The sequence below is a fragment of the Microbacterium endophyticum genome (genome assembly GCF_011047135.1).
GTDB classification, from domain to species: domain Bacteria; phylum Actinomycetota; class Actinomycetes; order Actinomycetales; family Microbacteriaceae; genus Microbacterium; species Microbacterium endophyticum.
Window position 1 is genome coordinate 1019665 of sequence record NZ_CP049255.1, and the last position, 25272, is coordinate 1044936.

Sequence of the window (25272 nt, forward strand, 5' to 3'; positions counted from 1 at the left end):
ACGGCGTGTTGCCCCTCGAGAGCAGCGTTTCGGCAGGTGGAAAGCTCGGAGGGTTATCTGATCCGACGGATGCGGCGTGCCCGCAGCGCCACTCCGGCGATCACCGCGGCGATGGCCGCTGCCGCCAGCAGGAACAGGCCCGTCAGCGATGCCCCTGTGACAGCGAGGCCACCGGGGGCGTCCGAGGCCGCACCGGCTGGAGTTCCCGCAGCATCACCGTCGGCGGCGTCCCCCGTTCCGGGTTCTGAGCCGGACCCAGAGTCACTCTCCGCAGCCAGCACCGAGACGGCATCCCACCCGATCAAATCCCCATCTGCCGTGTAGAGCGCGACGCGGTGTTCTCCAACCGGGAGTGATGCTGACGTCGTAAGGCGCACAGTCGAATCGGCCCCGACGGTTGCCTGGCCGAACGACGTGGGAGATGAGAACGCGAATGCGTACACGGTGTCGCCCACGGAGCCCAACGGCAGTGCAACCTCAACGGTTGATCCCGCGGCGAACGGGTTGGGGTTCACTGTGATGAGCCCCTCGAAGTCCGCGGTGAGATCGGATTCAACGGGCGTCCAATCCGAGCTTTCGCCAATCACCAGAGTTGCATCGCGCGCGCTGCCGTCTCGCTCACCGAGGGACTGCACGAACGAAAGCCCGTACGATCCGGACCCGCCCAACGCATCCGCGAGTTCAATCGTCCAGGTGCCGTCGCCGCCAACCTCGGCCGTTCCGATGCTCTTGCCAGCGAGTTCCACTCGAACAACGGCGCCCGGATACCCGGTACCGGTGAACGAAGACACCTTCGCGTCGGGGGCATACACCGTGCCGAGATCAGTCGCGAGGTCGAAGTGAGCACCGTCGCCGTCGATATCTACGCGGTTGTAGAGGAACTCTGTCGATGACAGCGCGTGGTCGACAACCCGGGTTTCGCCGACGCACCCGAACCAGCCGTGGTCGGGTTCGGAATCCCAGGTCGATGTGCCGATGATCCACGGCATGAAATCTGCTGCCATCATTCCGCCGACGCCCGACGCGTTCCGGAGCACCGGCACGCCGTCGACGTACATGATCGCGGTATCTGCCGCAGGGTCGTTGACGATCGCGACGTGGTGCCACGCACCCTGCATGATTTCGCCCGACCACAGTGTGTACGAGTTACCCGTCTGCACATCCGCTGCCGAGTACTGGTATTCGCGCAGATTGGATATACCGAGCCATGCAACACCGGCGCCCGCATCTGCCGAGTCGTTGATACCGGTCCACTCGCGTGAGCCGCCACGTGTAATCGCCGCGCCCCACCGGTTCGCGGTCTCGGTCCATTCCTCATCGAGCTGCAGGAAGGTTTCGATCGTGTACCCCGCATCGGCATCGAGGTCAGCGAACGTTGCGGGCGCGCCGTACTCGGTCGAAATGTACGAGAGCCGATCGGGTCCGCTCGATTCACGATGGACGTTATCGAAACAGATCGCCCCGTCATCGGCCGAATAGTACGCAGTGTTTTCGTGCGTCACCGTGACGTCATCGAGTTCTTCGGCGGCATCCGTGTTCTCGATCGCATTTCGATACATGGGGCTATCGCCCGCGACATCCGGAATCATCGTCTCTTCATCGACAACACCCTCAGCAACCGAACCGAAGCGCCAGTGCGCGATCGTGCCATCGACCTCGATGTAGTCATCAGCTCGCCCGGCAGCTTCGAGCGCTTCACCTGCTGCGGAGTCATCCCAGCCTTCCGACACGATCTCGACGGCGCGCTCAGACAGATCGCCGTTGTCTTCGTCTGCTGGATCAAGCGCCCATCCGAAACGCTCTTCGAAATCGAAGTCAATGCTGAATGACTGCCACGTGCCGTCGAGGGCCGGGGTATCTGAGGAGGTCAGAGATTCGGGGTCTTTCTTCGTGATCCATGGCGAAACCGACTCAACATCGATGCTGCTGTTGGTGAGATCGAATTCGAACAGCGTCATATAGCCGTTGCCACCGTCTGCCGCCATCTGATAGTCGGTGAGTACCTGGTACACCGGGTGCCCGAAATCGTTCGTGCGGGTCTGCATCGTGGCGCCGTGGAAGTGGCCATTGACCGTCACGATGATCTGGTCGTTCTTCGAAATCAATTGGTCCCAGAGCACATCTCCCCACCACCACGACGCCGGAGAAACCTGATCTTCGGCGATGTTGATGATGGCGTGAGACGACAGCACGACAGGCACATTCGGGTACTGATTCAGGATGCCCTGGGCCCATGCAAAGGTGTCGTCGGAGGCGTTCCACGCCAACGCGAGCGACATCCACTGGTGCCCCTCGGCCTCGAAGAGGTACGCCGACGAGAGTCCGTCCTGGAAGGTGCCGACGAGAGCGCTTCCCCCCTGAGCCGCGAGAGCGTCCGCGCCGAAGCGAGCGCGGTAGTTGTCGGCATTCGCCGCGGACGACCGCGCGTTCTGGTCTTCGGTGTCGTGATTACCGGGGAGCACCGAATAGGCGAGTCCGCCATCGGTGAGAATGTCCATGGCTTTCGCTGCGGCATCCCACTCGCCCGTCACCCACTGTTGGTCAACGACATCGCCGACATGTACGACAAACGGAATATTGAGCTCTTCTTGGTTGTCGACGAGCCACTGCGTCTGTACCTCGAACGGGTTCGTGCCGTATTTCGGGTAGAACTGCGATTCGCTGTAGCGAGAGTAGAACTGCGTGTCGGGAAGCACCGGAAGCACGAAGCTAGAACGCGTGTCTTCGTCTTTCGGGGCATCGTTGGCGGGGTTCGCTGCCGACGATGCGGCGCTGGCCGCACCACCCGTGGTGAGAACGAGCCCCGCGACGACCGCGAGGGAAGTGAAAGCCGACGCTCGCCAGGTACGGCGGCGACAGGAATGCGAATGCATCGAGGTTCCTTGAAGATCAGGGTTGCGAGAAGAAAAGAAGCGAGCCATCGGTTACTTGCCTGCCGCTGCGGGTCCGTAGACCTCGATTTCGGAGAGGGTCATCCAGGTGTCGCTGGTCTTGTTGCTGAAGACCACTCGCATGCCGCTCGCGAGTACGGGTTCGCTGTCGACGGTCATGCTGAGATCGGATGCCGTATTGGCATAGGGCCATTCGGTGGTACTTGCTGGCAGGTCGACCCACCCACCGATGAGGTCGCGGTACTGCACAGTGACCGAGCCGATGTTCTGCTTGCCTGCGATATCGAACACGGCAGCACCGGTCACCTGACGCGGCTGATCGAAGTAGAAGGACACACTGTTGGGGTTGACCCGGTTGGCGGCCCCGCCGCTTCGCCAGTCGGCGAAGCCCGTGACATTACGCACACCGTCGGTGAGCGCGAACGTGGTGCCATCTTTGAACGTGTAGGCAACGTGGACGCCACCGGTGCGGAGGATGTTGACCTGCTCGGCAGCGGTAATCGTGACCACGAGGTTGGCGGTGAAACCAGTGCCCCCAGTCGCCGGCACAGTGAAGGTGCCCTCTCGAGCGGTGGCGTCGGTCGGAACAGCCGACCAGTCCCACGCGACGGGAGATGTGACGGTGACGTCAGACCCAGAAATCGTGCGTTCGACAGTTTTTGGCGCTGCCATCCGGAGTTCCTTCAGCGTGACGCCGACGTAGCTCGAAAGCACGGTGTCGCGCGCGTCCCCGACCGAGCCGACGAGATACTCGGCGGTGACGGGAACCGCCTCGCCGAAGTAACCGGTCGCTGTGCCGTTGACGACGACTGTGCCGTCGGCATCCCATACCGTTTCATCGATTGCTTGCCACTCGATGGGTGCGAGCGTCTGGTTCAGACCCCAGCTGTAGCGGGCTGTCGCCGACGTGGGAAGAGTGGGGGCCACGCCACTTTCGGTACGTGCGGTGAAAGTATCGACGACGGGCGTCAACGAACGCATGACCCACTTCTGCACCGCGGCGGTGCCCGCATCGTACGTCTGGATCTCTGAGCCGTTGTCGGTCTTCCAGTTGTACATGTCGAGGGCGGCAGTCATACCGTTCTTGTCGCGCTGCACGTTCTGGAGGTAGACAGCGCCGTTGCCAGCATCGACTGCTTTCCACTGCGCGTAGGGGTCCGCCGCCGCCTCATCGACAGTCATACTCGACAGGTCCAGATAGCGGTAGTACTCGTCGTCGTTGGCCCGGCGGATGAGAACCTCGCCCGCATCGTTCGTGAACACGTACGTGCGGTCAGCACCCGTGACGGGATAGGCGACAACGGCCTGTGCCGTGATGTCGGCAGCGGTTTCGGCACGCGCGAAGATCGCGGCGGCAGCGGTCCACGCGGCATCCGGGCCGGTTGCTTGCGCACCGTCGTTGCCGATCTCGAGCACTTTGCCGGAGGCGTGCACGTTCTCGATCACGTAGTGCTCTGGCGCACCAACGAGTTCGGACTCAGCTTCGGCGGATGCGGGCGCTGCCACCGCAAGAGCCAGGGCTACGATGCCGGTCGCAGCAAGAATGTTCCGGATTTTCCGGCGGATGTTGTGTCTCATTCGGGTGAGAACTCCTTTCACACGGCGCACCGGGGGGAGCGCGCCGCGAAGAACCTATCGAGACGAAATGCGCCAGCTGGGAGTGTTGCGGAACACTCGGTGAACGCCAGAAATCATTCATATGAATCTGGGCAGCACCCCTCAGCGACCCCCTTCTTGTTCGCCGAAACGCTGCTGCTCGGGCCGACACGCCGGGCCACCACACACGGGCCGGCGTGTTGGGCGACAAGAGCAGCGTTTCGGCGAGAGGGAATGGGCGAGAGGGAAAGAAGCAGCCGGGTGCGACACTGGGGGCATGCGCATTGTGCTGAAGTTCGTCATCGACTGCGACGCCGACGCGGCATGGCGCGCGCTGCACTCACCCAGGGCCGTCGCCGAGCTCTATGGGCCGTTCGTCGACATGCAGCCGCTTGCCCCGCTCCCCACGAGCTGGGTCTCCGGCGACAGTGCGGGTGTCGGCCTTTACCTCGGTGGGCTCATCCCCATGGGCCGGCAGCTCATTGCGATCAGCGACCGCGAAACCGAAGACGCAAACGGCCCCGTCCGCATTTTTCGAGACAGCGGGATGCCGCTCACCGGCCCCCTCGCAACCCTCGACGTGTGGGATCACCAAATGGCGATCTCAGCCGTTCCCGGCGACCCGTCGAAGAGCATCTGGCGCGACCGCCTCGTGATTCGCGGCGCTATCGCACCACTCATGTGGCCGGTCATGTGGGCCGCGTGGCAGTGGCGCTCCATTCGCATTCGCGCGCTTGCCCCGACGTGGCGCGATCGCACCGAGTAGTCACCTACACCGGTACTGCACGGGATGCCGCGGCCAGCTCTGCTGCGACCGCATCCGCTCCTTCGGCGACGAGGCCGGCGGTGACACGCACGAAGTCTCCGCTGCTCCCCCGCGCGGCCACGAAGGATGAGCCACCCGCAACGGCGATGCCCGCCGCCGCCAAGTGCACAAGGGCCGCTCTTTCTTGCAGAACGGGGAGCCACAGGTTGACGCCGTCAGGAGTGGGCACATCGATTCCTTGTCGTGCGAGGGCGCGCACGACGGCAGCAACCCGGTCACGGTAGGTGAGGCGCGCGCGAGCGACAGCCCGCGCCGAGTCATCGTCGGTGAGCAGTTCCCAGAGCACGTTTTGCAGCAGGCGTGATGTCCAGCCGGGCCCGAGCATGCGGCGAGCGATGACCCGTTCGATGAGCCACGTTGGTCCGCCGACCGCCGCGATTCGAAGGTCGGGCCCGTGCGACTTCGAATAGCTGCGAACATGCACAACCTGCTCGGGTAGCCAGGTGGCGAGCGTCACATCGGGCGCCATCGAAATCGCACCCGAGTGGTCATCTTCGACAATGACGATTCGTTCACCATCGCGGGCGGCTCCGATGACGTCGGCGAGCGCGCCGGCACGCTCCGCGGTCATCGATGCGCCGGTGGGGTTCTGCGCCCGAGGCTGGATGATCACTGCGGCCGGGCGGAGCGCGAGCGAATGTGCCAAGGAGCGGGGCACAATCCCCTCTTCGTCGAGTTCCACAGTGACCGCCTCGCCACCGAGAGCTTCAACGAGATCAAAAAAGTAGGGAAATCCTGGAGATTCAACGACGACACGGTCGCCGAATTTCACTATCTGTTCGAGCACGCGCGAAATCCCGTCGAGCGCGCCATCAACCACGGTGATGCTTTCAGCGGGAACGGGCCATGTCCCTTGCAGAACAGCTGCGAGCTCCGGCAGCACCGGCAGATCGTGATACCTACCGGTCTCAGCGCGCGGCGTTACCCGCGCAAACACCGGTCCAAGAGGCGGCAGTAGCAGGGGGTCGGGGGTGCCGAGCGAAAGATCGAACCCTGTGCTCTCGCCGCGTGCGCTCAGCCCCTGTACGCGGGGCGTCAACCAGTCGCGGCGCGTCGTTCTCACGAAGGTGCCGGCTCGCCCACGAGACACGATCAGACCAGTGCGGGTAAGCGCCTGCCATGCAGCGCTTACGGTCGCCGGGCTCACGGCGAGGTCAGCCGCGATATCGCGAACGGTCGGCAGGCGGTCACCCGGCGCAAGCACCCCTTCGCTGATGAGGCGGGCCAGCACCCCCGCGATTCCCTGGGGAGTGCGGTCCGAAAACTCGACGTCGATTGCCACGCACACCTGCCTCTCAGTGCGCGCCAGGCTTTACCACCGCGTCACAGGCCGAAACCGAAGAGAAATGTTCAGAGAGAAAGATAACAGAACGGGGCCGACCTACCGGTTCGCACACCGGTCCCCGTCTCAGCAAGGGTTCTCCCCACACTGACGGAGGCAACCATGACGACGGTACGCGCAGCAATCACGCAGACGACCTGGACTGGCGACAAAGAGTCGATGCTCGACAAGCACGAGCAATTCGCTCGGGATGCCGCGGCGGCAGGTGCCGAGATCATCTGTTTTCAAGAGCTCTTTTACGGCCCGTATTTCGGTATTACGCAAGATAAGAAGTACTACCGATACGCCGAGCCGGCCGATGGGCCCATCGTGCAGCGGTTCGCCGCTCTTGCAAAAGAGCTGCACATGGTCATGATTTTGCCGATCTACGAAGAAGAGCAGACCGGCGTTTACTACAACACCGCGGTCGTCGTCGATGCCGACGGCACGATTCTCGGGTCGTACCGTAAGCACCACATTCCGCACGTGGAGAAGTTCTGGGAAAAGTTCTACTTTCGCCCTGGCAACATCGGGTACCCGGTCTTCGACACCGCCGTCGGCAAGGTGGGCGTCATTATTTGCTACGACCGCCACTTCCCCGAAGCGTGGCGCGAGCTCGGGTTGAACGGCGCACACCTCGCTTTCAACCCGAATGCTACAAAGCCCGGCCTCTCCAACCGCCTGTGGGAAGTGGAGCAGCCAGCGGCCGCTGTGGCGAACGGATATTTCGTTCTTGCCCCCAACCGCGTGGGCCGCGAAGACAACGAATACGGCGATGAGGCTGTGACTTTCTACGGCACGAGTCAGATTGTTGACCCGCGCGGCAACTATGTGGGCGACCTTGGCTCGGGCACCGACGAAGAGATCATCATCCGCGATCTCAACATGGACCTCGTTCAGGAGATGCGTGACGACTGGCAGTTCTACCGTGACCGCCGGCCGGACTCCTACGGCGAAATCACCGCACCGTAAGCCCCCAGAAAGCACCCAGAGGAGCAATCATGACTACGACCCTCATTACCGGCGGAACCGTTGTCTCGGCAACGGGACGTTCGCACGCCGATGTGCTGCTTGACGGAGACAAGATCGCGGCGGTGCTGCGCCCAGGTTCAGAACTGCTCGGCACCGACCTGCTGGCATCCGTTGATCGAGTGATCGATGCGAGCGGCAAGTACGTCATTCCCGGCGGCATCGATGCGCACACTCACATGCAGTTGCCATTTGGCGGGACCGCCGCAAGCGACACGTTCGAGACGGGCACGCGCGCAGCCGCGTGGGGCGGCACGACCACGATCGTCGACTTCGCTGTCCAGACCTACGGCGAGCGCGTCGAAGAGGGCCTCGCGAAATGGCATGAGCTCGCGGCGGGCAACTGCGCCATCGACTACGGCTTTCACCAGATCATCGGCGGCGTCGATGACAACTCGCTCGCAATGATGCCGAAGCTGATCGATGAGGGCATCACGAGCTTCAAAATGTTCATGGCCTATCCCGGTGTCTTCTACTCCGATGACGCGAAGATCCTGAAGGCCATGCAGGTCGCCGCCGACACCGGGCTTCTCACGATGATGCACGCCGAAAATGGTCCGGTCATCGACGTTTTGGCCGAACAACTGATCGCGGCGGGCAAGACCGACCCGTACAACCACGGACTCGCGCGCGTCTGGCAGGCCGAAGAAGAAGCAACTCATCGCGCGATCATGCTCGGCAACATCACCGGCGCCCCGCTCTACATCGTGCACGTGAGCGCAAGACAGGCCGTTGAGCAGTTGGCGCTCGCTCGAGACCGAGGGCAGAACGTCTTCGGCGAAACGTGCCCGCAGTACCTGTATTTGTCGCTCGAAGAGCAGCTGGGCGCGTCGAGCGAGGAATGGGGCTCGTTCGAGGGCGCGAAGTGGGTCTGTTCCACGCCGCTGCGCTCTCGTGCCGAGGGCCACCAAGACCACATGTGGCGAGCTCTTCGCACCAACGACCTACAAATGGTGTCGACCGACCACTGCCCGTTCTGCATGAAGGGGCAAAAAGAACTCGGTCTCGGAGACTTCCGAAAGATTCCGAACGGCATCGGTTCTGTCGAACACCGCCTCGACCTCATGTATCAAGGGGTCGTCACGGGCGAAATCACCCTCGAGCGCTGGGTCGAACTCACCTCGACCACGCCCGCGCGCATGTTCGGGATGTACGGCAAAAAGGGCGTTATCCAGCCCGGCGCCGATGGCGACGTCGTGATCTACGACCCCAACGGGCACACGTCGATCGGTTACGACAAGACGCACCACATGAACATGGATCACTCCGCCTGGGAGGGGTTCGAAATCGATGGACACGTCGACACCGTGATCTCCAAAGGCAAGGTCATCGTGGATAACAACGAGTACCTCGGCGCCAAGGGCGATGGCGCGTTCATCAAGCGCGGCCTCAGCCAGTACCTGATTTAAGGAACCCCATGGACTTCGGAGTCGTTCTTCAAACCAACCCGCCGGCAGCGCGGACAATCCAGCTCGCAACTCTCGCCGAAGCGCACGGTTTCAGTCACGTGTGGACCTTCGACTCGCACCTGTTGTGGGAAGAGCCCTACGTCATCCACTCCGCGATTCTCGCCGCCACTCGCCGCATCACCGTCGGCCCGTTCGTGACGAACCCGGCGACTCGCGATTGGACAGTGACGGCATCCGTTTTCGCCACGCTCAATGAGATGTATGGCAACCGCACGATCTGCGGAATCGGTCGGGGCGACTCTGCCGTGCGCGTGACGAACGGCAAGCCCGTCACGATGCGGGAGCTTCGCGAGTCGGTGCACGTCATTCGCGAACTCGGAAACTCGCGCGCCGTCGAATACAACGGTGCGACGGTGCAGTTTCCCTGGAGCCACGGCTCCGAACTCGACGTGTGGGTGGCGGCCTACGGCCCCATGGCGCTGAAACTCACCGGCGAAGTCGGTGACGGATTCATCTTGCAGCTTGCCGATCTCGACATCGCGGAGTGGATGATCAAGGTCGTGAAGGATGCCGCGGCCGCCGCCGGACGTGACCCCGAATCGATCGCGTTCTGCGTTGCCGCCCCGATGTACATCGGCAACGACCGGCAGCACATGCGGGACCAGTGCCGCTGGTTCGGTGGCATGGTGGGCAACCACGTCGCCGACATCGTGGCCAAATACGGCACCGACAGCGATGTTCCGCAGGCCCTCACCGACTACATCGCTGGGCGTCAGGGCTACGACTACAACAGCCACGGCAAAGCCGACAACGACCACGTCGATTTCGTACCCGACGACATCATCGACCGCTTCTGCCTGCTCGGCACCGCCGAAGAGCACATCGAAAAGCTCGAGAAGCTTCGCGCAATCGGTGTCACGCAGTTCGCCGGATACCTGCAGCACGACAACAAAGAAGAAACCATGCGCGTCTACGGTGAGACCGTCATTCCCGCCCTCGGTGAAAGCGTGACGGCTACGTCATGACATCGCGTTGGCGAGCAGTGGTGTGGGGCGCGCTCGGCGTCATCGCCGTCGTCGCGCTGTGGGAGCTGTACAAGTGGGCGGGTCCGGCCGATGGCGTCGTGATCGGCAGCGAGCGCGATGGGTTACGAATCCTGCCCCGAACGCATGACCGGGCGATGCCCCATGTGTGGGTCATGGTCGCTCGCCTGTTCGAAGCGACGAGCGGCGCTTCGACACCACCGCTCTGGCTGACTGTCGTCGGTGGCATGGTCACGACCCTCGGCATCGCGGCGGTCGGCTGGCTCATCGGTGTGGTGGTCGGGATGCTGTTCGCGCTTCTCATGCAGCGGTGGCGTCTTGCGGAGTGGGGGCTTCTGCCCTGGATCGTCGTCTCGCAAACAGTGCCGCTCATCGCTTTCGCGCCGCTCGTGTCGCGAATCGGCTCACAGATCGATCGAAACGTCATGCCATGGCCAGACTGGCTGTCGGTGGCGATCATCGCCTCGTACCTCGCGTTCTTCCCCGTTGCAGTCGGAGCCCTTCGAGGACTCAGCTCCCCGGATGCAATCCACAGCGACCTGATGCGAAGCTACGGCGCAAGCTACCTCCAGACGCTTCGCCAATTGCGGCTCCCGGCCGCCGTTCCCTATCTGTTGCCAGCCCTTCGGCTCGCCGCGGCAAACGCCGTTGTTGGCGCTGTCGTTGCCGAAGTGTCTATCGGCATGCGGGGCGGGCTCGGGCGCATGCTGCTGCAGATGGCCCAGTCTGCCTCTGCTGACCCGGCCCTCCCCTGGGCTCCAATATTTGGCGCCGTCGTGCTCGGGCTCGTGGCCGCGGGTTCGGTTGCGCTCCTTGGCGCCACCCTCACGAAATACCGCCGCGGAGAGGCCACAGCATGACCGATTCCCCCCAACCCAGCTCCACTCCCGCTGTTCACGCAAGCGGACTCGAGAGAGTATTCGGGGCAAAAGACAGTCCCGTGCACGCGCTGAGCGAGATCGACATGACGGTTGGTGCCGGCGAATTCGTCTCGCTCATCGGTCCGTCCGGATGCGGCAAGTCGACCCTCATGCGTTTGATCGCTGACCTCGATGCCCCCACTGCGGGAACCCTCGAAGTGTTCGGCAAGACCCCGAGCGGTGCCCGCATAGACCAGGACTACGGCATCGCTTTTCAGCAGGCGGGCCTTCTGCCCTGGCGAACAGTGCTGCAAAATATCGCGCTGCCGCTCGAACTGCATGGCGTTCCGGCAGCCGAGCGCCTCGCGCGAGCGAAAGACCTGGCCGAGATGGTGAGCCTCAGCGACTTCGGCGGGCGCTACCCGGATGAGCTTTCGGGCGGCATGCAGCAGCGAGTTGCCATCGCACGCGCGCTCGCGACGAAACCACGCCTGCTTTTGATGGACGAGCCGTTCGGCGCTCTCGATGAGATGACGCGTGAGCGGATGCAGACCGAACTCATCCGAATCGCGGCGGAGACCGGCGCCGCTGTCGTCTTTGTCACCCACTCCATTCCCGAAGCCGTCTATCTCTCCGATCGCGTCGTCGTGATGTCGCCGCGACCGGGGCGCATCACCGACGTCATCGATATTCCGTTCGGGCTCGACCGTGGCGAGGGGCTTCGCGAATCTCCCGCGTACTTCGAGCGAGTCACGGCCGTGCGCGAGGCACTCCACGGCGCTCCCACGGCGAGAGCGAACGAGCGATGACCTCCGCCATCGCTACCGAGCGTTTTGCCCGGGTGGCGGCCCCCGTCGTCGTCGGTATCGCCCTCCTTGCGACGTGGTGGGTGGCATCGGGTATTCCGCTCGGCCGCACTCAGCTGATTCCGAGTCCGGTTGAGGTGATCGCATCGTTCGTGGAGAACTTCGGAATCATCACCGAAGACGCGTTCGTCACCGGCGGCAACGCGCTCGTGGGTTTGATCGCTGGCACGGTGATCGCGGTCGCTCTCGCGGGGCTCGCTGTCTGGCTTCGGCCGATCGATCAGATGACGGCGCCCCTGGTTGCCGCCATCGCGGTCGTTCCCATTGTTGCGCTGACTCCCCTGCTCAACACGATGTTCGGAGCGTCCAGCCAGTTCGGTCGCCAGATCGTGGCGGGCGTTGCGGCTTTCGTTCCCGTCTTCATCAATGTGCTGCGAGGGCTTCGACAGGCGCGGCAGGTGGAGCGAGACCTCTTCACCGCATACGGGGCGTCTGGTGGGCAGCGGTTTCGAAAGCTCACTCTTCCCACAGCGATGCCGTATCTGTCCACCGGTATTCGCATTGCAAGTTCGCTCGCTGTCATCTCGGCACTGGTTGCTGAGTACTTCGGCGGCCCCGCCGATGGGTTAGGAACGGCGATAGCCACCTACTCCAAATCAGGAAACTCAGCGCTCGCTTTCGCCTATGTTGGCGCGTCGATCATCGTCGGCCTTCTCTTTTTCTTCCTCACGGTGCTGCTCGAGCAGCTCGTGGTGAAGCGAAAACCGCGCTGATCCCAGCGCACCACAGTCCCGCACCAACCTGCACCACCCGAAATCGAAAGGAACACCATGCGACACAGCACAAAACGCATCCTGACATTCGCATCGGCAGCCACCGTGGCAGCGCTCACGTTGACTGCCTGCTCGGGCATCACCTCTGACACGTCAAGCGACTCGGCATCGGGAGACTTCGAACCGATAACCGATATCAGCCTGCAACTGCAGTGGTTGCCGCAGGCGCAGTTCGCCGGATACTACGTGGCACAAGAGATGGGCTACTTCGAAGACGAGGGCTTCGACAACGTCGAAATCATTCCCTCGGGTGGCGACATCGTGCCGCAGGATGCTCTCGCCGCCGGCGACGTCGACTTCGCTATTGCGTGGGTACCGAAGGTGCTCGGCACAATCGAATCGAGCGGTGTGGAACTCACCGATATCGCGCAGGTTTATCAACTCTCTGGCACGACCCAGGTTTCGTGGGCAGATTCCGGCATCACGTCGGTAGCCGACTTCGAAGACAAACGAATCGGCTCGTGGGGCTTCGGTAACGAGTGGGAGATTTTCGCCGCGATGGCCGCGGACGACCTCGACGCCTCTTCGGTGTCGGTCACGACTCAGGACTTCTCGATGAACGCCCTACTTGATGGCGACGTCGATGCGGCACAGGCGATGACGTACAACGAACTGGCCATGGTGCTCGAAACGGTCAACCCCGACACCGGTGAGCTCTACACGATGGACGACCTCGATGTGATCTCGTACGAAGACACCGAGGGTGCAATGCTGCAGGATGCGATCTGGGCTGACACCGAGCGTCTCGCTGACGACCCCGCGTACGCCGATGCTTCAGTGCGCTTTTTGAAGGCCATCATCAAGGGCTGGGTATACGCACGTGACAACCCAGAGGATGCCGCTTCTCTCGTATGGGACGTTGCATCAAACGCTGAGCTTGCCTACCCCGTCGGCCCCACGCACCAGCTGTGGCAGATGAATGAGGTCAACAAGCTCATCTGGGACGGCGGCACGTTCGGCGAGATCGACCCGGACGCCTGGGACAAGACGATTGCGGGAGCACTTGCCGCTGTCAACCAAGATGACCAGCACCTCATCACGACAGACCCGCCGGAGTCGGTGTACTCCAGCGAGTACCTCGATGAAGCAATCGCTGCGTTGCAGGATGAAGGCGTCACGGTCGACGGTAGCTACACGCCGATCGACGTCACCCTCACCGAGGGCGGAAAATAAGCATCACCGCGTCAATGACCACCGCGTCAACCACCACCGCGTCCTGACGCAAAAGAATGTTGCCGGCCGGGCAGATTCCTGCTCGGCCGGCAACACTCACACACACAGATGCGAGGCATCCGCATGACCTTCGACAACTCTCTCGACGCTCGCACTCTCGCGCTCGACAGCGCACACGTCTTTCATTCGTGGTCGGCACAAGGGGCGCTCTCGCCGCTCGTCATCGCGGGCGGGCTGGGTTCCCGGGTGTGGGACCACGCCGGCACCACCTATCTGGATTTTTCGAGCCAGCTGGTGAACGTCAATATTGGGCATCAGCACCCCGCTGTCGTTGCCGCAATCACCGAGCAAGCAGGCCTCCTCAGCACGATCGGGCCGGCAACGGCCAACCTCACGCGCGGCGAAGCGGCGCGACGGATCGTGGAGCACGCGCCTGACGGTTTCGAGAAGGTCTTCTTCACCAACGGCGGGGCTGACGCCAACGAAAACGCGATCCGGCTCGCACGCCTGCACACGGGTCGCGACAAAATCGTGTCGACGTATCGCTCGTACCACGGCAACACCGGAGCGGCCATCGTCTCAACGGGCGACTGGCGGCGCATTCCGAACGAATACGCTCGCGGGCACGTTCACGTGTTCGGTCCCTACTTTTACCGCAGTGAGTTTTGGGCGACGACGCCCGAGCAAGAATCAGAGCGTGCCCTGCATCACCTGGAGCGCGTTATTCAAGCCGAGGGCCCGGGGTCAATTGCGGGAGTGCTGCTCGAGACGATTCCTGGCACCGCCGGAGTGCTCGTACCTCCCCCCGGATATCTGGCCGGGGTCCGCGCGATCTGCGACACATACGGGATCGTGCTCATCCTCGATGAGGTCATGGCGGGCTTCGGCCGCACGGGGCGCTGGTTTGCATTCGATGGATATGACGTCACGCCTGATCTCATCACTTTCGCCAAGGGCGTGAACTCCGGCTACGTACCCGTCGGTGGCGTGATCATCTCGGACGCGATCGCAAAGCAGTTCGACGATCAGGTGTTCCCCGGCGGGCTCACCTATTCGGGGCATCCGCTCGCTGCGGCATCCATCGTCGGAGCTCTCGACGCGATGGCCGCGGAGGGCGTCGTCGACAACGCGGCGCGAATCGGGCGCGACTTGTTGGCGCCCGCGCTCACCGAGCTCGCCGAAAAGCACGCGGTGATCGGCGACGTGCGCGGCGAGGGCGTCTTCTGGGCTCTCGAGCTCGTGGCCGACGCAGAAACTCGCGAACCGCTACCTGCCGCACAGATGGCAGCGCTCAAAAAGACGATGCTGCAGGCGGGGCTCTTGCCGTTCGTGCAAGACAACCGCATTCATGTTGTGCCGCCCTGCGTCGTCACCGACGACGAGGTCGCCGAAGCCATCGACATCTACGACCGGGCGCTCAGCTCGCTCGACTAGCTAGACAGCCGCGATCGGGCGGTTTTCGTAGAACGTCTGCAGCACGACAGTGGTGCGGGTATTGACGGATGCCGTAATCCTGATTTCGCGGATGAGGGCTTCAAGGTCGCGAGGAGTCGCAACGCGGACGAACAGCATGTAGCTGGCATTCCCCGCGATCGAGTGGCACGCCTCAATCGCGACGAGGTGTTCGAGAAGCTCGGGGGCATCGTCGGGCTGAGCCGGGTCGAGCGGGGTGATCTCCACGAACGCCGAGAGCGGCTTTCCGAGGGCTTCGGGGTTGAGGACCGCGCGATATCCGGCGATCACGCCACGGGTTTCGAGACGGCGGACGCGCGCTTGCACCGCCGACACCGAGAGCCCCACGCGTTCCGAGATGAGCGCGAGGGTGGCGTGTGCGTCTGCTGCGATCTCGCGCACGATCATGAGGTCGACGCTGTCCTCGACGCGACCTGTGGGAGCTGAACTGTCAGGGGCTGGCATGACGCGAGATTATCAACGAAAGACGCCCAAACCGGAACTTTTCCTGTTCATCGCTACCACGAGTCACGTTTTTCCTATACTGACGGCACCCCACGCCCACCTCCCCTGTCGCACCTCGGAGGCTCCCATGCCACTCAGCTCGGTTTCTGACACCTCTTCTTCACACGTCGACGCGGCGCACGCTGTGGAACACCAGCAGGGGTGGATCACTCTCAAGTCAGCCACGACCGCCCTGCAGGGGCTTCAAGCGCCGGACGGATCACTGGCCGCGGCGGCGAATATAGATTCAGCGCGCGCCCTCGTCGAGGTGATCACCACCTCGATCATCGAACTCGCACCCCGTTTTCCGCATGATGCCGAATATTTGACCGCACTGGTGAGCGACTTCACGCGCTGGCGCGACGCAGGATTCGGCGTGCCCGACTTTCTCGATTCGCTCGTCGCCTTTCGCCCGCAAGACACCCGCGTGCACGGTGCGCGTCACCTCGTGGTCTTCCCGATGTACACGCAGAACGGCTCACGAAACCGCTTCGTTGAGGCCCTCATCGTCGAAGCGATCTGGCCAGAGGTCATCGCGCAGCTTGAGACCGAGTACACCAACTCACTCTTCGTTTCGCTTCGCCTTATCGATTTCACACCCGGCTACGACACGAACTCGGCCGTGCTTTTTCCGGAAACCGTCGCGATGCGCGAAGTGCCGACGTTCACCTGGGGTGCGATCTTCCAGGATCGCGAAGCAGCGCGATACCGACGGGTTGTGGCCGCGGCAACCGAGATCACAAAGCTTCAGCTTCCCGACGCTGCCCGGCGCATGCTCGCCGACCAGCAACTGACCGAGCGCACCTTTGTCATGTGGGATCTCATCCACGACCGCACTCACATGCGCGGCGACCTTCCGTTTGATCCGTTCATGATCAAACAGCGGATGCCGTACTTTCTCTATGCCCTCGAAGAACTGCGCTGTGACCTGACGGCCTTCCGCGAGTGCGTGAAGATCGCGACAGGGCTCAGTGAGCGCGTCGCTGCGGGAGCAGAACTCGATGCCATCGAGACGGAACTGCTCGATCAGGCCCAGCTCGTGCAGTACGCCGTCGTGTTCGACCGCATCTTCCGCTTCGCGATCACCGGGTCGCGGGTGCGAAACTACGACGGGCTCGGCGGGCAGCTCCTTTTCACGTGGCTGCACAAGCAGGGTGTGCTGCACTGGACCGATACCGCGCTTCGCATCGAGTGGGATCGTGTCGCCGACACCGTCATCGCTCTCGCCGACGCGATCGACCGGCTCTATTGGGAATCGATCGACCGGCCAAAGAGCGCCCACTGGCTCGCGGCCTACGATCTCGTTGCTGGCGTACTGACCCCGCACCCCGCATCTGTCTGGGCGAAAGGGCTGCCCGAAGATGTGCTCGCGGGCCCACTTTCGGGATACACGGACGCCGTCCGCGACGACGAGTTTCCACTGTCGATGTTTTACGAGGCCCTCGAAAAGAAGATGCGCCAGGTGATTGCCTCAACCGCGGGTATTCGCGCAAACGACATAGCTGAGGCGGCATAGGCTGAATCTCGATGACGACTTTGCACGACGTGGCCGTACGCGGCTTTGCGTCCGATAACTACTCCGGTATTCACCCCGAAATTCTCACGGCGATCGCTGATGCCAACGGCGGGCACGAAAGCGCTTACGGCGCTGATACGTACACGGCTCGTCTGCAGCAGGTCTTCGCTTCGCACTTCGGTGACGCAGCTGCGGCTTTCCCGGTTTTCAATGGGACAGGAGCGAACGTCACAGCGCTGCAGTCGATGCTGCCGCGCTGGGGCGCTGTAATCGCGGCCATGTCGGCTCACATCAACGTCGACGAGGGCGGAGCGCCCGAAAAGATCGGCGGCGTGAAGATCCTCAACGTGCCGACCGACAACGGAAAGCTCACGCCCGAGCTCGTCGAACGCGAGGCCTGGGGGTGGGGTGATGAACACCGCGCCCAGCCGCTCGTCGTGTCGATCACGCAGTCGAGCGAGCTTGGAACCGTGTACACGCCGGATGAGATCGCGGCTCTCGCGTCGCACGCTCACGCACGCGGCATGCGCCTGCACGTCGACGGTGCTCGTATGTCGAATGCTGCAGCGGCACTCGACCTGCCGCTTCGCGCCTTCACGACCGACGTCGGCGTCGACGTCGTGAGCTTCGGCGGAACGAAGAATGGCGCCATGATCGGTGAAGCGATCGTGGTGTTGAACCCGGCGGCATCCGATGGTCTGACGTACCTGCGAAAGCTCAATATGCAGCTTTCGTCGAAGATGCGCTTCATCTCAGCCCAGTTGATCGCGCTGCTCGAGGGCGACCTCTGGCTGCGAAACGCGCAGCACTCGAACGCGATGGCGCAGCGACTGCGTCACGGCGTCGAAGCGGGCATCGCCGACGGTTCGATTCGTGGCGTTGCTTTTACGCAGCCGACCGAAGCCAATGGGCTGTTCGCAACTCTCCCCGCGGGAGTTGCCGAGCGTTTGCGTACCGGCTTTCGTTTCTACGATTGGGATGCCGCGCGCGGCGAAGTGCGGTGGATGTGCTCGTTCGATACGTCTGAAGAAGACGTCGACGCTTTTGTTGCGGCGATCGCCCGGGAGACGTCAGTCTGACCTCAGCTGTCTGAGCTCTCTTTCGCTTGCGCGACGGCTGCGTCGAGCGCTCGCTGCCACGGCTCCCAGTCAGGGTCGTGCGCTGGCCACACTTCGGTGGCGTGATGAGCATCGAGCGCTGCGAGCCGCTCGATCGCGCGGACGGCAAGAGCGTCGCCATCCGCGCCGACTGTCGCCCCGGTAGGCAGAATGCTGTCGATGTTGATGCGGAGATCGGCGGCGTCTCCTGCCAGCACGACAGTGCGATCTGGCAGCGTCACAGCAAACGACTGATGGCCGGGCGTGTGCCCGGCGGTATCGAGAGCAGCGAGCCCAGGTGCGAGCTCGACGTCACCGTCGAGCACGATGACGTCGAGGCCTGGCCGCACGACGTCGTCGACGAACAAGAAGTCCATGCGGGGGTCGGTCGTCGTGACAACGTGTTGCCACTCCCGCCGCTGCATGATGAGCGGTTGGTGCGGTGCCAGCATTCGGGCGGCACCCGTGTGGTCGAAGTGCGCGTGGGTGAGCAGTGCCGCGGCGAGCGCTGACCATTCGAGCCCGGCAGCGGCGACCTGGTCAACCAACGGGTCACCGGCTGGCACAACCGCTGTGTAGTTTTCGTAGTCGAAGCTTGCGATGCGACGCTCACGGTCGCGAATGCGCGCTGGGTCAAAACCGCCGTCGATCAATACCCAGCCCTCGTCGAAGACGACGGCGACCGCGGTGACGGGCTCGAGAAGGTGGCGGAATCGGCTGCCGCCGGCCACCGAGATGGCCTCGGCAATCACCTCGAACCCGACAACGAACGGCACGATGCGCTGCGGTGCGCCATTCACAGCAAGCCTGTCGCCCTCGCGCCAACTGCGCGGCTCGGGAAAGCTCATGACGCGAGGGACTGTCGGTAGGCGCGCCATCCGCCGTGAGCGGTGATGTCCTCGGCGCCCTGCAGTGCGACGGTCTCGCACATGAAGCCCGACACGGTGTGGCCGTCATCGAGGACTGTGGAGCCGATCCCCATGGGGGCCGGAAGTGACGCGACGAAACGCCCGAAGCCTGCCGCAGGCAGGCGCCATACTTCACCGGCGATAGCGGCGCCGCCCTCAGCAACCCGCGCGAGCCCCGGCTTCGGCGGAGTTGTCGCGAGTGCATAGAGCCGATAGTCGGGAGCGGTCTTGACCTCGGCCATGAAGCTGCCGCCGGCAGCGATCAGCTGGTGGTTGAGCGGCTGACCCCGAAGGTGCGCGCCGACGACGAGCAGATCGACGTCGGGCGCGATGATGCGCTCGGCCAACTGTGCGAGGGTGCGGTCAGCGAACGGGGCTCCCGTGAGCATCACGCCGAACGGCAGACCGCCGACGACTCCAGCGGGCACCGCGAGCGCGCTCCGATCCAGCAGATTGGCGAAGTTCGTATACTTGCCCATCTTGCTGTTGGCACCGATCGGATCGGCCGCGACCTCGTCGAGCGTCGGATGCCACGTGGTCGTAGGAGTCAGCAGTGCAACTGTGCCTTCCAACCGCCGGAGGCCCTCAAGGCCCAGGCGTTCGAGGCGCTCACGATCACGGAAATACTCGGATGCCTTCGCCTCGGCGCCGCCGAGAACGATCTGGGCGACAGTTGAGTCGATGTCGGTGCCGATGAGGTCGCGGTGCGTGTCGATGAAGTCGCCGACAGCCGCCGTTCGCTCCGCGACGAATGCGCCACCGTAGAGCAGGGACGCAGCTTCAAGGAGCGGCGCAATGTCGACCTCGACGATCTGTACCCCGCTCGCTGCGAGCGATGCGACAACGCGAGCGAAGGCATCCGCCCATCCTTCGGCGAGACCTTCGAGGTGCTCGGGCGTGGGGATCGCAACCACGGGAGCGGCATCGAGCGGAGCAGCAGGCTGGTCGATGCGTCCGAGCGGGTCGACACCGTCGGGGCCGCCCATGACTTCGGCGGCCTGCCGGGCAAGGCGCAGCTCGCGAGCGAACACAGTCACGCAATCCAACGTGCGGCATGCCGGCACGACTCCCGTGGTGGGAACGAGACCCACTGTCGGCTTCACTCCGACGATGCCGCAGAGAGCGGCTGGCACGCGCCCGGAGCCCGCGGTGTCGGTGCCGAGGGCGATATCGACGATGCCGAGGGCCGTTGCCACGGCCGATCCAGAGCTTGAGCCACCCGAAATTCGCGTGGGGTCCCACGCGCCGCGAACGGCGCCGAAGGGGCTCCGCGTGCCGACGAGGCCCGTTGCGAACTGGTCGAGGTTGGTTTTGCCGATGACGATGACGCCCGCTTTTCGCAGCCGCGCAACGGCCGGGGCATCTTCCACGGGGTTGTACGAGTAGGCGCGGGATCCAGCGGTCGTTGGTACACCCGCGACATCGATGTTGTCTTTCACCGCGGCGACGACCCCATAAAGCGGGAGGTGCTCTCCTGCAGCAACGCGCGCATCGAGCGCTTCGGCTTCAGCACGCACCTCGGCTTCGTCACGCACGGTGATCCACACTTCGGGGCGATCGACCGCCCGCATCCGTTCGTACGCGTCTGCGACGCGAGTAAGCGCGCTCACTGTGCTTGCAAAAAACACCGTGCTTGTAGAAATCACCGTGCTTGTAGAAATCACCGTGCTTGTAGAAATCACTGTGCTCTGAGAAATCACTGTGCTCCTCCGATGACGGCAAGTACTTGGCCGGCGGAAACCTGCTCACCCGATCGCACGTATACCGCTGTGACCGGTCCGGATGCTGGTGCGCTCACTGTTGTCTCCATCTTCATTGCCTCGAGGACGATCACTCCGTCACCAGCAGTGACCTGAGCGCCTTCTTGTTGGTCGACTTTCCATACGGTTGCGGCGAATGGCGCAGTGACGGCAGTCGCCCCGGGCGGCACCACGATCGTATCGACGGATGCCGCGGCAACGGGTTCGTCGTTCGTTCGATCGAACTCGCCCGCGGCCCGCCACCGCTCGCGTTCTTCATCGAATGCCGTGCGCTGGCGCTCCCGGAACTTTTCGATGTCGGTTGAATTGGCAGCGAGGAATTTTTCGTAATCGCCGAGAGCGAAAGTACCCTCGCGCGTTTCGAAGTTCGCACGCCCCGCGTCGGTATCGGCGCGGAGGTCAAGCAGCTCTTCGGCCGAGACCGGATACCAATTGATGCGGTCGAAAAACCGCAACGCCCACGGGTTCTCGGCAAACATTCCACCCTGTCGAAAACGGTTCCAGATTTGCACCGTGCGGCCAACGAATTGGTAGCCGCCGGGGCCTTCCATGCCGTAAATGCACATGTAGGCGCCGCCGATGCCGACGGAGTTCTCGGCCGTCCACGTGCGTGCCGGGTTGTATTTCGTGGTGACCAGCCGGTGCCGTGGGTCAAGAGGCGTCGCAACAGGAGCCCCCAGGTAAACGTCGCCGAGGCCCAGCACGAGGTACTCGGCGTCGAACACTGTGCGCTGCACGTCTTCGACGGTGTCGAGCCCGTTGATGCGGCGAATGAACTCGATGTTCCACGGCGTCCAGGGGGCATCGTTTCGAACGCCCGCCATGTACCGTTCGATCGCAAGACGCGTGGCCGGGTCATCCCACGACAACGGCAGATTGACGGTACGCGAAGGCACGACGAGCTCGCTCGTCGGAGGCAGGTCCTCTTCGATTTCGCGCAGCATCCCGACGAGTTGAGATGCCCGCAGCTGATGTGCGTCGGTGTGGATCTGCAACGACCGGATGCCCGGGGTCACGTCCACGATGCCGCCCGGCGCCACCTCGGCAAGGCGTGTTTGCAGGGCATGCACCCGCATGCGGAGCCCGAGATCGAGCACGTTGTCGCCGTATTCCACGAGCAGGTTGTCGTCGCCATCGCGGCGATACGTCACATCCGGACGCAGTACGCGGTCGCCCTCGGTGATCGCTTCGATGCGGCCCATGACGCCGTCGTCTCCGTCGCCACCGATGAGCGACGGGCCAGTGAGCGAACGCTCGGCGTCGAGAGACGCGGCATCCGCTTCGCGCACCGGCACGAACCGCACGGTGTCGCCGGGGCGGAGCTGGCCGACTTTCCAGAGCTCGCCGCTTGCGACGACGGCGGGGCAGACAAAACCACCGAGGCTCGGCCCGTCGGGGCCGAGGATGATCGGGGTGTCGCCCGTGAAGTCGAGCGCGCCGACGGCGTAGGGGGTGTCGTGGATGTTGGAGGGGTGAAGGCCGGCTTCTCCCCCATCGACGCGGGCCCACTGCGGCCGGGGACCGGTCAGGCGCACACCGGTGCGCGCGGAATTGATCTGCACCCCGTAGTCGGTGGCGTAGAGCGTGTCGATGTCTTCGCGAGTGAAGAACTCGGGGGCGGCGTGCGGCCCCTCGGTGACGCCGATTCGCCATGTCGTGGTGAAGTGCGGTCGGTCGGCGATGGGTGTAGCCGCGGGCGCCGCGAGGTCGGCATTCGAACGTACGCGCAAGACGTCGCCGGCGACGAGCGCCCGTCCGCCATGGCCGCCGAAACCGCCGAGGGTGAAAGTCGATGCGCTCCCGAGGTAGCTCGGCACGTCGATTCCGCCGCGGACGGCGAGCGCGAGGCGAATTCCGGGTCCGGGTGCCTGGCCGATCGCGAGCATGCCCCCGGCCGGGATCTCGATCGGCTCCCAGAGCGCGACCGGAGCGCCGTCAAGAGTGACAGGCGCTTCGGCCCCTGCCACACAGACAACCGCCGCCGTACTGAACCGCAGTGTCGGGCCCTGCAGCGTGATTTCAAGGCCGGGTGCATCGTCGAGGTTTCCGACCGCGCGGTTCGCCTCGCGAAATGACAGTGCGTCCATTGGCCCCGAGGGCGGCACCCCGACGTCCCAGTAGCCGAGGCGGCCCGGCAGGTCTTGCACCGTTGTCATGATTCCGGGGGCGAGCACGTCGACGCGGTCATCGGGGTCGTGCACGTCGGCGAGCATCGTGGTGTCGTGCGTCATGGCGCGAACCCGAGGATCGATGCTCAGCTCGCGTAGCAACCCGAGGCCTGTCGCGATGCCATCGATCCGGCTTGCCGAAATCGCCTCGTGCATGAGGTCGAAGGCGGCGTCTCGATCGGGTGCGAACGTGATCACTTTGGCCAACAGCGGATCGTACGATGCGGTCACCTCGGTGCCGTTTTCGATCCACCCATCGATCCGCACGCCCGGCATAGGGTCACTGTTTTCGCCCGGAAACCGCACCGCGGTGATGAGGCCGGTTGACGGCGTGTGCCCGCGGTCGGGGTCTTCCGCGTAGATGCGGGCCTCGACCGCGTGGCCGTTCGGCGAGAGCGTCGTCGAGAACAGGTGCGACGGGATCGCTTCGGCGCCCTCGCGTGCGAGCGTCACCATGAGCGCGACCAAATCGATACCGAACACTGCCTCGGTAACCGGGTGCTCCACCTGGAGGCGCGTATTGACCTCGAGGAAGAAGGCCTGCTCCGACGACGGGTCGTAGACGAACTCGACGGTTCCGGCCGAGCGGTAGTTGATCGATTCGGCGAGTCGCCGCGCCGCGGCGTGGATGTGACGGCGCACCTCGTCGGGAAGGTGCGGCGCCGGTGCTTCTTCCATGACCTTCTGATTACGTCGCTGCAGGGTGCAGTCGCGGTCGCCGAACACAGCGATCCGGCCTTCGCCGTCACCGAAGATCTGCACTTCGATGTGGCGGGCGGGGCGCACGAGCTTTTCGAGGAAGATTCCGGCGGCGCCGAAACTCGCCGCCGCTTGGCGCGACACGGTGTCGAATGCTGAACGGAGAGCTGCGGCATCCGCGCACACCTGCATTCCGATTCCGCCACCGCCGCCGGTCGCTTTCAGCATCACGGGGTAGCCGATGCGCGATGCCTCGCGCTCGGCGTGCGCGACGTCATCGAGAACTCCGGAGCCGGGAAGAAGGGGAACACCGGCGGCTTCGGCGAGCTCTCGCGCGGTGTGCTTGAGGCCGAACGTTTCGATCTGTTCGGGGGTTGGGCCAAGCCACTTGAGTCCCGCAGCGGCGACGGCTCGGGCAGCCGGTGCGCTTTCAGCGAGAAACCCGTAGCCGGGGTGGATGGCGCCGGCGCCGGTTTTTTGAGCGGCCGCGATGATCGCATCGATCAGCAGATACGACTCGGATGCCGCCGGCGGCCCAATCCGCACGGCCTCATCGGCTTCGCGTACATGGGGCGCTGCGCGATCGGCGTCGGAATAGACCGCGATCGCGCGGAGTCCCTGCGCCTGGACAGAACGAATGATGCGGCGGGCGATTTCGCCGCGGTTGGCGACGAGAACAGTATCGAATCCGGTCATGGTCGAGTCACAATCATCCGGAGCGGCGTGCAGTTGAAGTCGTTGCACGGGTTGTTCATCTGCGGGCAGTTGGAGACGATCACGAGTACATCGCGCTCGGCGCGGATCGCCACCCGCTTACCCGGAGCCGACATGCCATCGACGATGCCGAGGCTGCCGTCGGGCTCGACCGGCACGTTCATGAACCAGTTGATGTTCGAGACGAGGTCGCGTGCGCCGAGGCCGTAGCGTGCTGCTTCGGCGAGGAAGTTTTCGCGGCATCCGTGCTGATACAGCGTGTGGTGTCCGTAGCGGAGCGTGTTCGACTCTTTGCTGCACGCGCCACCGATCGTGTCTTGCCGGTCGATCTCGTTGTCGACCACCGTCATGAGGGGCGTGCCCTGGTTGCTCCGCAAAACCGAGCCGGTACGAAGGTAGGCGTTCCCCTGCCACGCGAGAGTGTCAGATGCGCTGTAGCGCACATCGGTGTCGTGTGCGTCGTAGATGAGACAGTCGGCGGACTGGTTGCCGCCGACATCGACGATCGTCAAGGCGTCGCCGGCGCGAACGATTCCCGACCACGGTGCGCGGGGTTCGACCCGCTCATCGAGCACGATAGTGCCCCCGACGAGCGGCTCACTCCAGTCGAGCGGGCTGCCCTCGGCGTAAACCGGGCGCGGGGGAACAGTTGTTGAGATGGTCATTG

Annotated in this window: 19 protein-coding genes; 11 read left to right on the forward strand and 8 right to left on the reverse strand. The window is 63.7% G+C overall.

Going from position 1 to position 25272, the window contains the following annotated elements; genetic code table 11:
• Positions 1-53 precede the first annotated feature (53 nt).
• Positions 54-2873 carry a LamG-like jellyroll fold domain-containing protein gene (locus G6N83_RS04750; protein ID WP_165139860.1) on the reverse strand — a complete coding sequence of 940 codons (2820 nt, stop codon included), beginning with the start codon at positions 2871-2873 and terminating at the stop codon, positions 54-56.
• Positions 2874-2924: 51 nt separating this feature from the next.
• Positions 2925-4469, reverse strand: a complete 1545-nt coding sequence (locus G6N83_RS04755) for an Ig-like domain-containing protein (RefSeq protein WP_165139862.1) — start codon at positions 4467-4469, stop codon at positions 2925-2927.
• A 295-nt stretch (positions 4470-4764) separates the two neighbouring features.
• On the opposite strand from G6N83_RS04755, the gene G6N83_RS04760 reads away from it, so the two are divergent.
• The gene (locus G6N83_RS04760; protein ID WP_165139864.1) at positions 4765-5253 is read left to right on the forward strand and encodes a hypothetical protein; all 489 of its coding nucleotides are present in this window, start codon (positions 4765-4767) and stop codon (positions 5251-5253) included.
• 4 nt (positions 5254-5257) lie between these two features.
• On the opposite strand, the gene G6N83_RS04765 is transcribed toward G6N83_RS04760, so the two are convergent.
• Entirely contained in the window at positions 5258-6595 is a 1338-nt protein-coding gene (locus G6N83_RS04765) for an aminotransferase-like domain-containing protein (protein WP_241246284.1), read from the reverse strand.
• 162 nt (positions 6596-6757) lie between these two features.
• On the opposite strand from G6N83_RS04765, the gene G6N83_RS04770 reads away from it, so the two are divergent.
• The 8 genes from G6N83_RS04770 (at position 6758) to G6N83_RS04805 (ending at position 15221) form a co-directional block, all read left to right on the forward strand.
• Positions 6758-7606, forward strand: coding sequence for a nitrilase-related carbon-nitrogen hydrolase (locus G6N83_RS04770; protein ID WP_165139866.1), 849 nt, complete (start codon positions 6758-6760; stop codon positions 7604-7606).
• Between the two features lie 29 nt (positions 7607-7635).
• Complete coding sequence (gene hydA, locus G6N83_RS04775; RefSeq protein ID WP_165139868.1) at positions 7636-9072, forward strand: dihydropyrimidinase; 1437 nt, start codon at positions 7636-7638, stop codon at positions 9070-9072.
• Between the two features lie 8 nt (positions 9073-9080).
• The gene (locus G6N83_RS04780) at positions 9081-10097 is read left to right on the forward strand and encodes a TIGR03842 family LLM class F420-dependent oxidoreductase (RefSeq protein WP_165139870.1); all 1017 of its coding nucleotides are present in this window, start codon (positions 9081-9083) and stop codon (positions 10095-10097) included.
• Positions 10094-10975: an ABC transporter permease gene (locus tag G6N83_RS04785; RefSeq protein ID WP_165139872.1), complete on the forward strand. Its 882-nt coding sequence runs from the start codon at positions 10094-10096 to the stop codon at positions 10973-10975. The genes G6N83_RS04780 and G6N83_RS04785 overlap by 4 nt, the downstream gene beginning before the upstream one ends.
• On the forward strand, positions 10972-11784 hold the full coding sequence (locus G6N83_RS04790; RefSeq protein ID WP_165139874.1) for an ABC transporter ATP-binding protein: 813 nt from the start codon (positions 10972-10974) through the stop codon (positions 11782-11784). Before G6N83_RS04785 ends, G6N83_RS04790 begins: the two co-directional genes overlap by 4 nt.
• Complete coding sequence (locus tag G6N83_RS04795; protein WP_165139875.1) at positions 11781-12554, forward strand: ABC transporter permease; 774 nt, start codon at positions 11781-11783, stop codon at positions 12552-12554. The genes G6N83_RS04790 and G6N83_RS04795 overlap by 4 nt, the downstream gene beginning before the upstream one ends.
• Positions 12555-12611: 57 nt before the next feature.
• Positions 12612-13787 (forward strand): ABC transporter substrate-binding protein, encoded by a 1176-nt coding sequence (locus G6N83_RS04800; protein WP_165139876.1) that lies wholly within the window; start codon positions 12612-12614, stop codon positions 13785-13787.
• A gap of 123 nt (positions 13788-13910) precedes the next feature.
• The gene (locus G6N83_RS04805; protein ID WP_165139877.1) at positions 13911-15221 is read left to right on the forward strand and encodes an aspartate aminotransferase family protein; all 1311 of its coding nucleotides are present in this window, start codon (positions 13911-13913) and stop codon (positions 15219-15221) included.
• On the opposite strand, the gene G6N83_RS04810 is transcribed toward G6N83_RS04805, so the two are convergent.
• The gene (locus G6N83_RS04810; RefSeq protein ID WP_420901767.1) at positions 15222-15647 is read right to left on the reverse strand and encodes an Lrp/AsnC family transcriptional regulator; all 426 of its coding nucleotides are present in this window, start codon (positions 15645-15647) and stop codon (positions 15222-15224) included.
• Positions 15648-15831: 184 nt separating this feature from the next.
• Here G6N83_RS04810 and G6N83_RS04815 point away from each other — a divergent pair, with 184 nt between their 5' ends.
• The gene (locus tag G6N83_RS04815) at positions 15832-17259 is read left to right on the forward strand and encodes a DUF6421 family protein (RefSeq protein WP_165139879.1); all 1428 of its coding nucleotides are present in this window, start codon (positions 15832-15834) and stop codon (positions 17257-17259) included.
• 11 nt (positions 17260-17270) lie between these two features.
• Positions 17271-18338, forward strand: a complete 1068-nt coding sequence (locus G6N83_RS04820; protein ID WP_165139880.1) for a threonine aldolase family protein — start codon at positions 17271-17273, stop codon at positions 18336-18338.
• Positions 18339-18340: 2 nt separating this feature from the next.
• On the opposite strand, the gene G6N83_RS04825 is transcribed toward G6N83_RS04820, so the two are convergent.
• Genes G6N83_RS04825 through G6N83_RS04840 form a run of 4 tightly spaced genes read right to left on the reverse strand, consistent with a single transcriptional unit; the run spans position 18341 to position 25270 of the window.
• Positions 18341-19204: an MBL fold metallo-hydrolase gene (locus G6N83_RS04825; RefSeq protein WP_165139881.1), complete on the reverse strand. Its 864-nt coding sequence runs from the start codon at positions 19202-19204 to the stop codon at positions 18341-18343.
• Entirely contained in the window at positions 19201-20964 is a 1764-nt protein-coding gene (locus G6N83_RS04830; protein WP_241246285.1) for an allophanate hydrolase, read from the reverse strand. Before G6N83_RS04830 ends, G6N83_RS04825 begins: the two co-directional genes overlap by 4 nt.
• On the reverse strand, positions 20961-24587 hold the full coding sequence (gene uca, locus G6N83_RS04835; protein WP_165139883.1) for an urea carboxylase: 3627 nt from the start codon (positions 24585-24587) through the stop codon (positions 20961-20963). Before uca ends, G6N83_RS04830 begins: the two co-directional genes overlap by 4 nt.
• A complete protein-coding gene (locus G6N83_RS04840; protein ID WP_165139885.1) occupies positions 24584-25270 on the reverse strand; it encodes an urea amidolyase associated protein UAAP2 in 687 nt (228 codons plus the stop codon). Before G6N83_RS04840 ends, uca begins: the two co-directional genes overlap by 4 nt.
• Between the last annotated feature and the right edge of the window lie 2 nt (positions 25271-25272).

What these genes read in the sequence shown, in the direction of transcription:
- G6N83_RS04770 (WP_165139866.1), top strand. Translation starts at nt 6,758, where the DNA reads ATGACGACGGTACGCGCAGCAATCACGCAGACGACCTGGACTGGCGAC.
- G6N83_RS04795 (WP_165139875.1), top strand. Translation starts at nt 11,781, where the DNA reads ATGACCTCCGCCATCGCTACCGAGCGTTTTGCCCGGGTGGCGGCCCCC.
- uca (WP_165139883.1), bottom strand. Translation starts at nt 24,587, where the DNA reads ATGACCGGATTCGATACTGTTCTCGTCGCCAACCGCGGCGAAATCGCC.
- G6N83_RS04820 (WP_165139880.1), top strand. Translation starts at nt 17,271, where the DNA reads ATGACGACTTTGCACGACGTGGCCGTACGCGGCTTTGCGTCCGATAAC.
- G6N83_RS04750 (WP_165139860.1), bottom strand. Translation starts at nt 2,873, where the DNA reads ATGCATTCGCATTCCTGTCGCCGCCGTACCTGGCGAGCGTCGGCTTTC.
- G6N83_RS04785 (WP_165139872.1), top strand. Translation starts at nt 10,094, where the DNA reads ATGACATCGCGTTGGCGAGCAGTGGTGTGGGGCGCGCTCGGCGTCATC.
- hydA (WP_165139868.1), top strand. Translation starts at nt 7,636, where the DNA reads ATGACTACGACCCTCATTACCGGCGGAACCGTTGTCTCGGCAACGGGA.
- G6N83_RS04815 (WP_165139879.1), top strand. Translation starts at nt 15,832, where the DNA reads ATGCCACTCAGCTCGGTTTCTGACACCTCTTCTTCACACGTCGACGCG.
- G6N83_RS04790 (WP_165139874.1), top strand. Translation starts at nt 10,972, where the DNA reads ATGACCGATTCCCCCCAACCCAGCTCCACTCCCGCTGTTCACGCAAGC.
- G6N83_RS04780 (WP_165139870.1), top strand. Translation starts at nt 9,081, where the DNA reads ATGGACTTCGGAGTCGTTCTTCAAACCAACCCGCCGGCAGCGCGGACA.
- G6N83_RS04810 (WP_420901767.1), bottom strand. Translation starts at nt 15,647, where the DNA reads ATGATCGTGCGCGAGATCGCAGCAGACGCACACGCCACCCTCGCGCTC.
- G6N83_RS04825 (WP_165139881.1), bottom strand. Translation starts at nt 19,204, where the DNA reads ATGAGCTTTCCCGAGCCGCGCAGTTGGCGCGAGGGCGACAGGCTTGCT.
- G6N83_RS04755 (WP_165139862.1), bottom strand. Translation starts at nt 4,469, where the DNA reads ATGAGACACAACATCCGCCGGAAAATCCGGAACATTCTTGCTGCGACC.
- G6N83_RS04800 (WP_165139876.1), top strand. Translation starts at nt 12,612, where the DNA reads ATGCGACACAGCACAAAACGCATCCTGACATTCGCATCGGCAGCCACC.
- G6N83_RS04840 (WP_165139885.1), bottom strand. Translation starts at nt 25,270, where the DNA reads ATGACCATCTCAACAACTGTTCCCCCGCGCCCGGTTTACGCCGAGGGC.
- G6N83_RS04760 (WP_165139864.1), top strand. Translation starts at nt 4,765, where the DNA reads ATGCGCATTGTGCTGAAGTTCGTCATCGACTGCGACGCCGACGCGGCA.
- G6N83_RS04805 (WP_165139877.1), top strand. Translation starts at nt 13,911, where the DNA reads ATGACCTTCGACAACTCTCTCGACGCTCGCACTCTCGCGCTCGACAGC.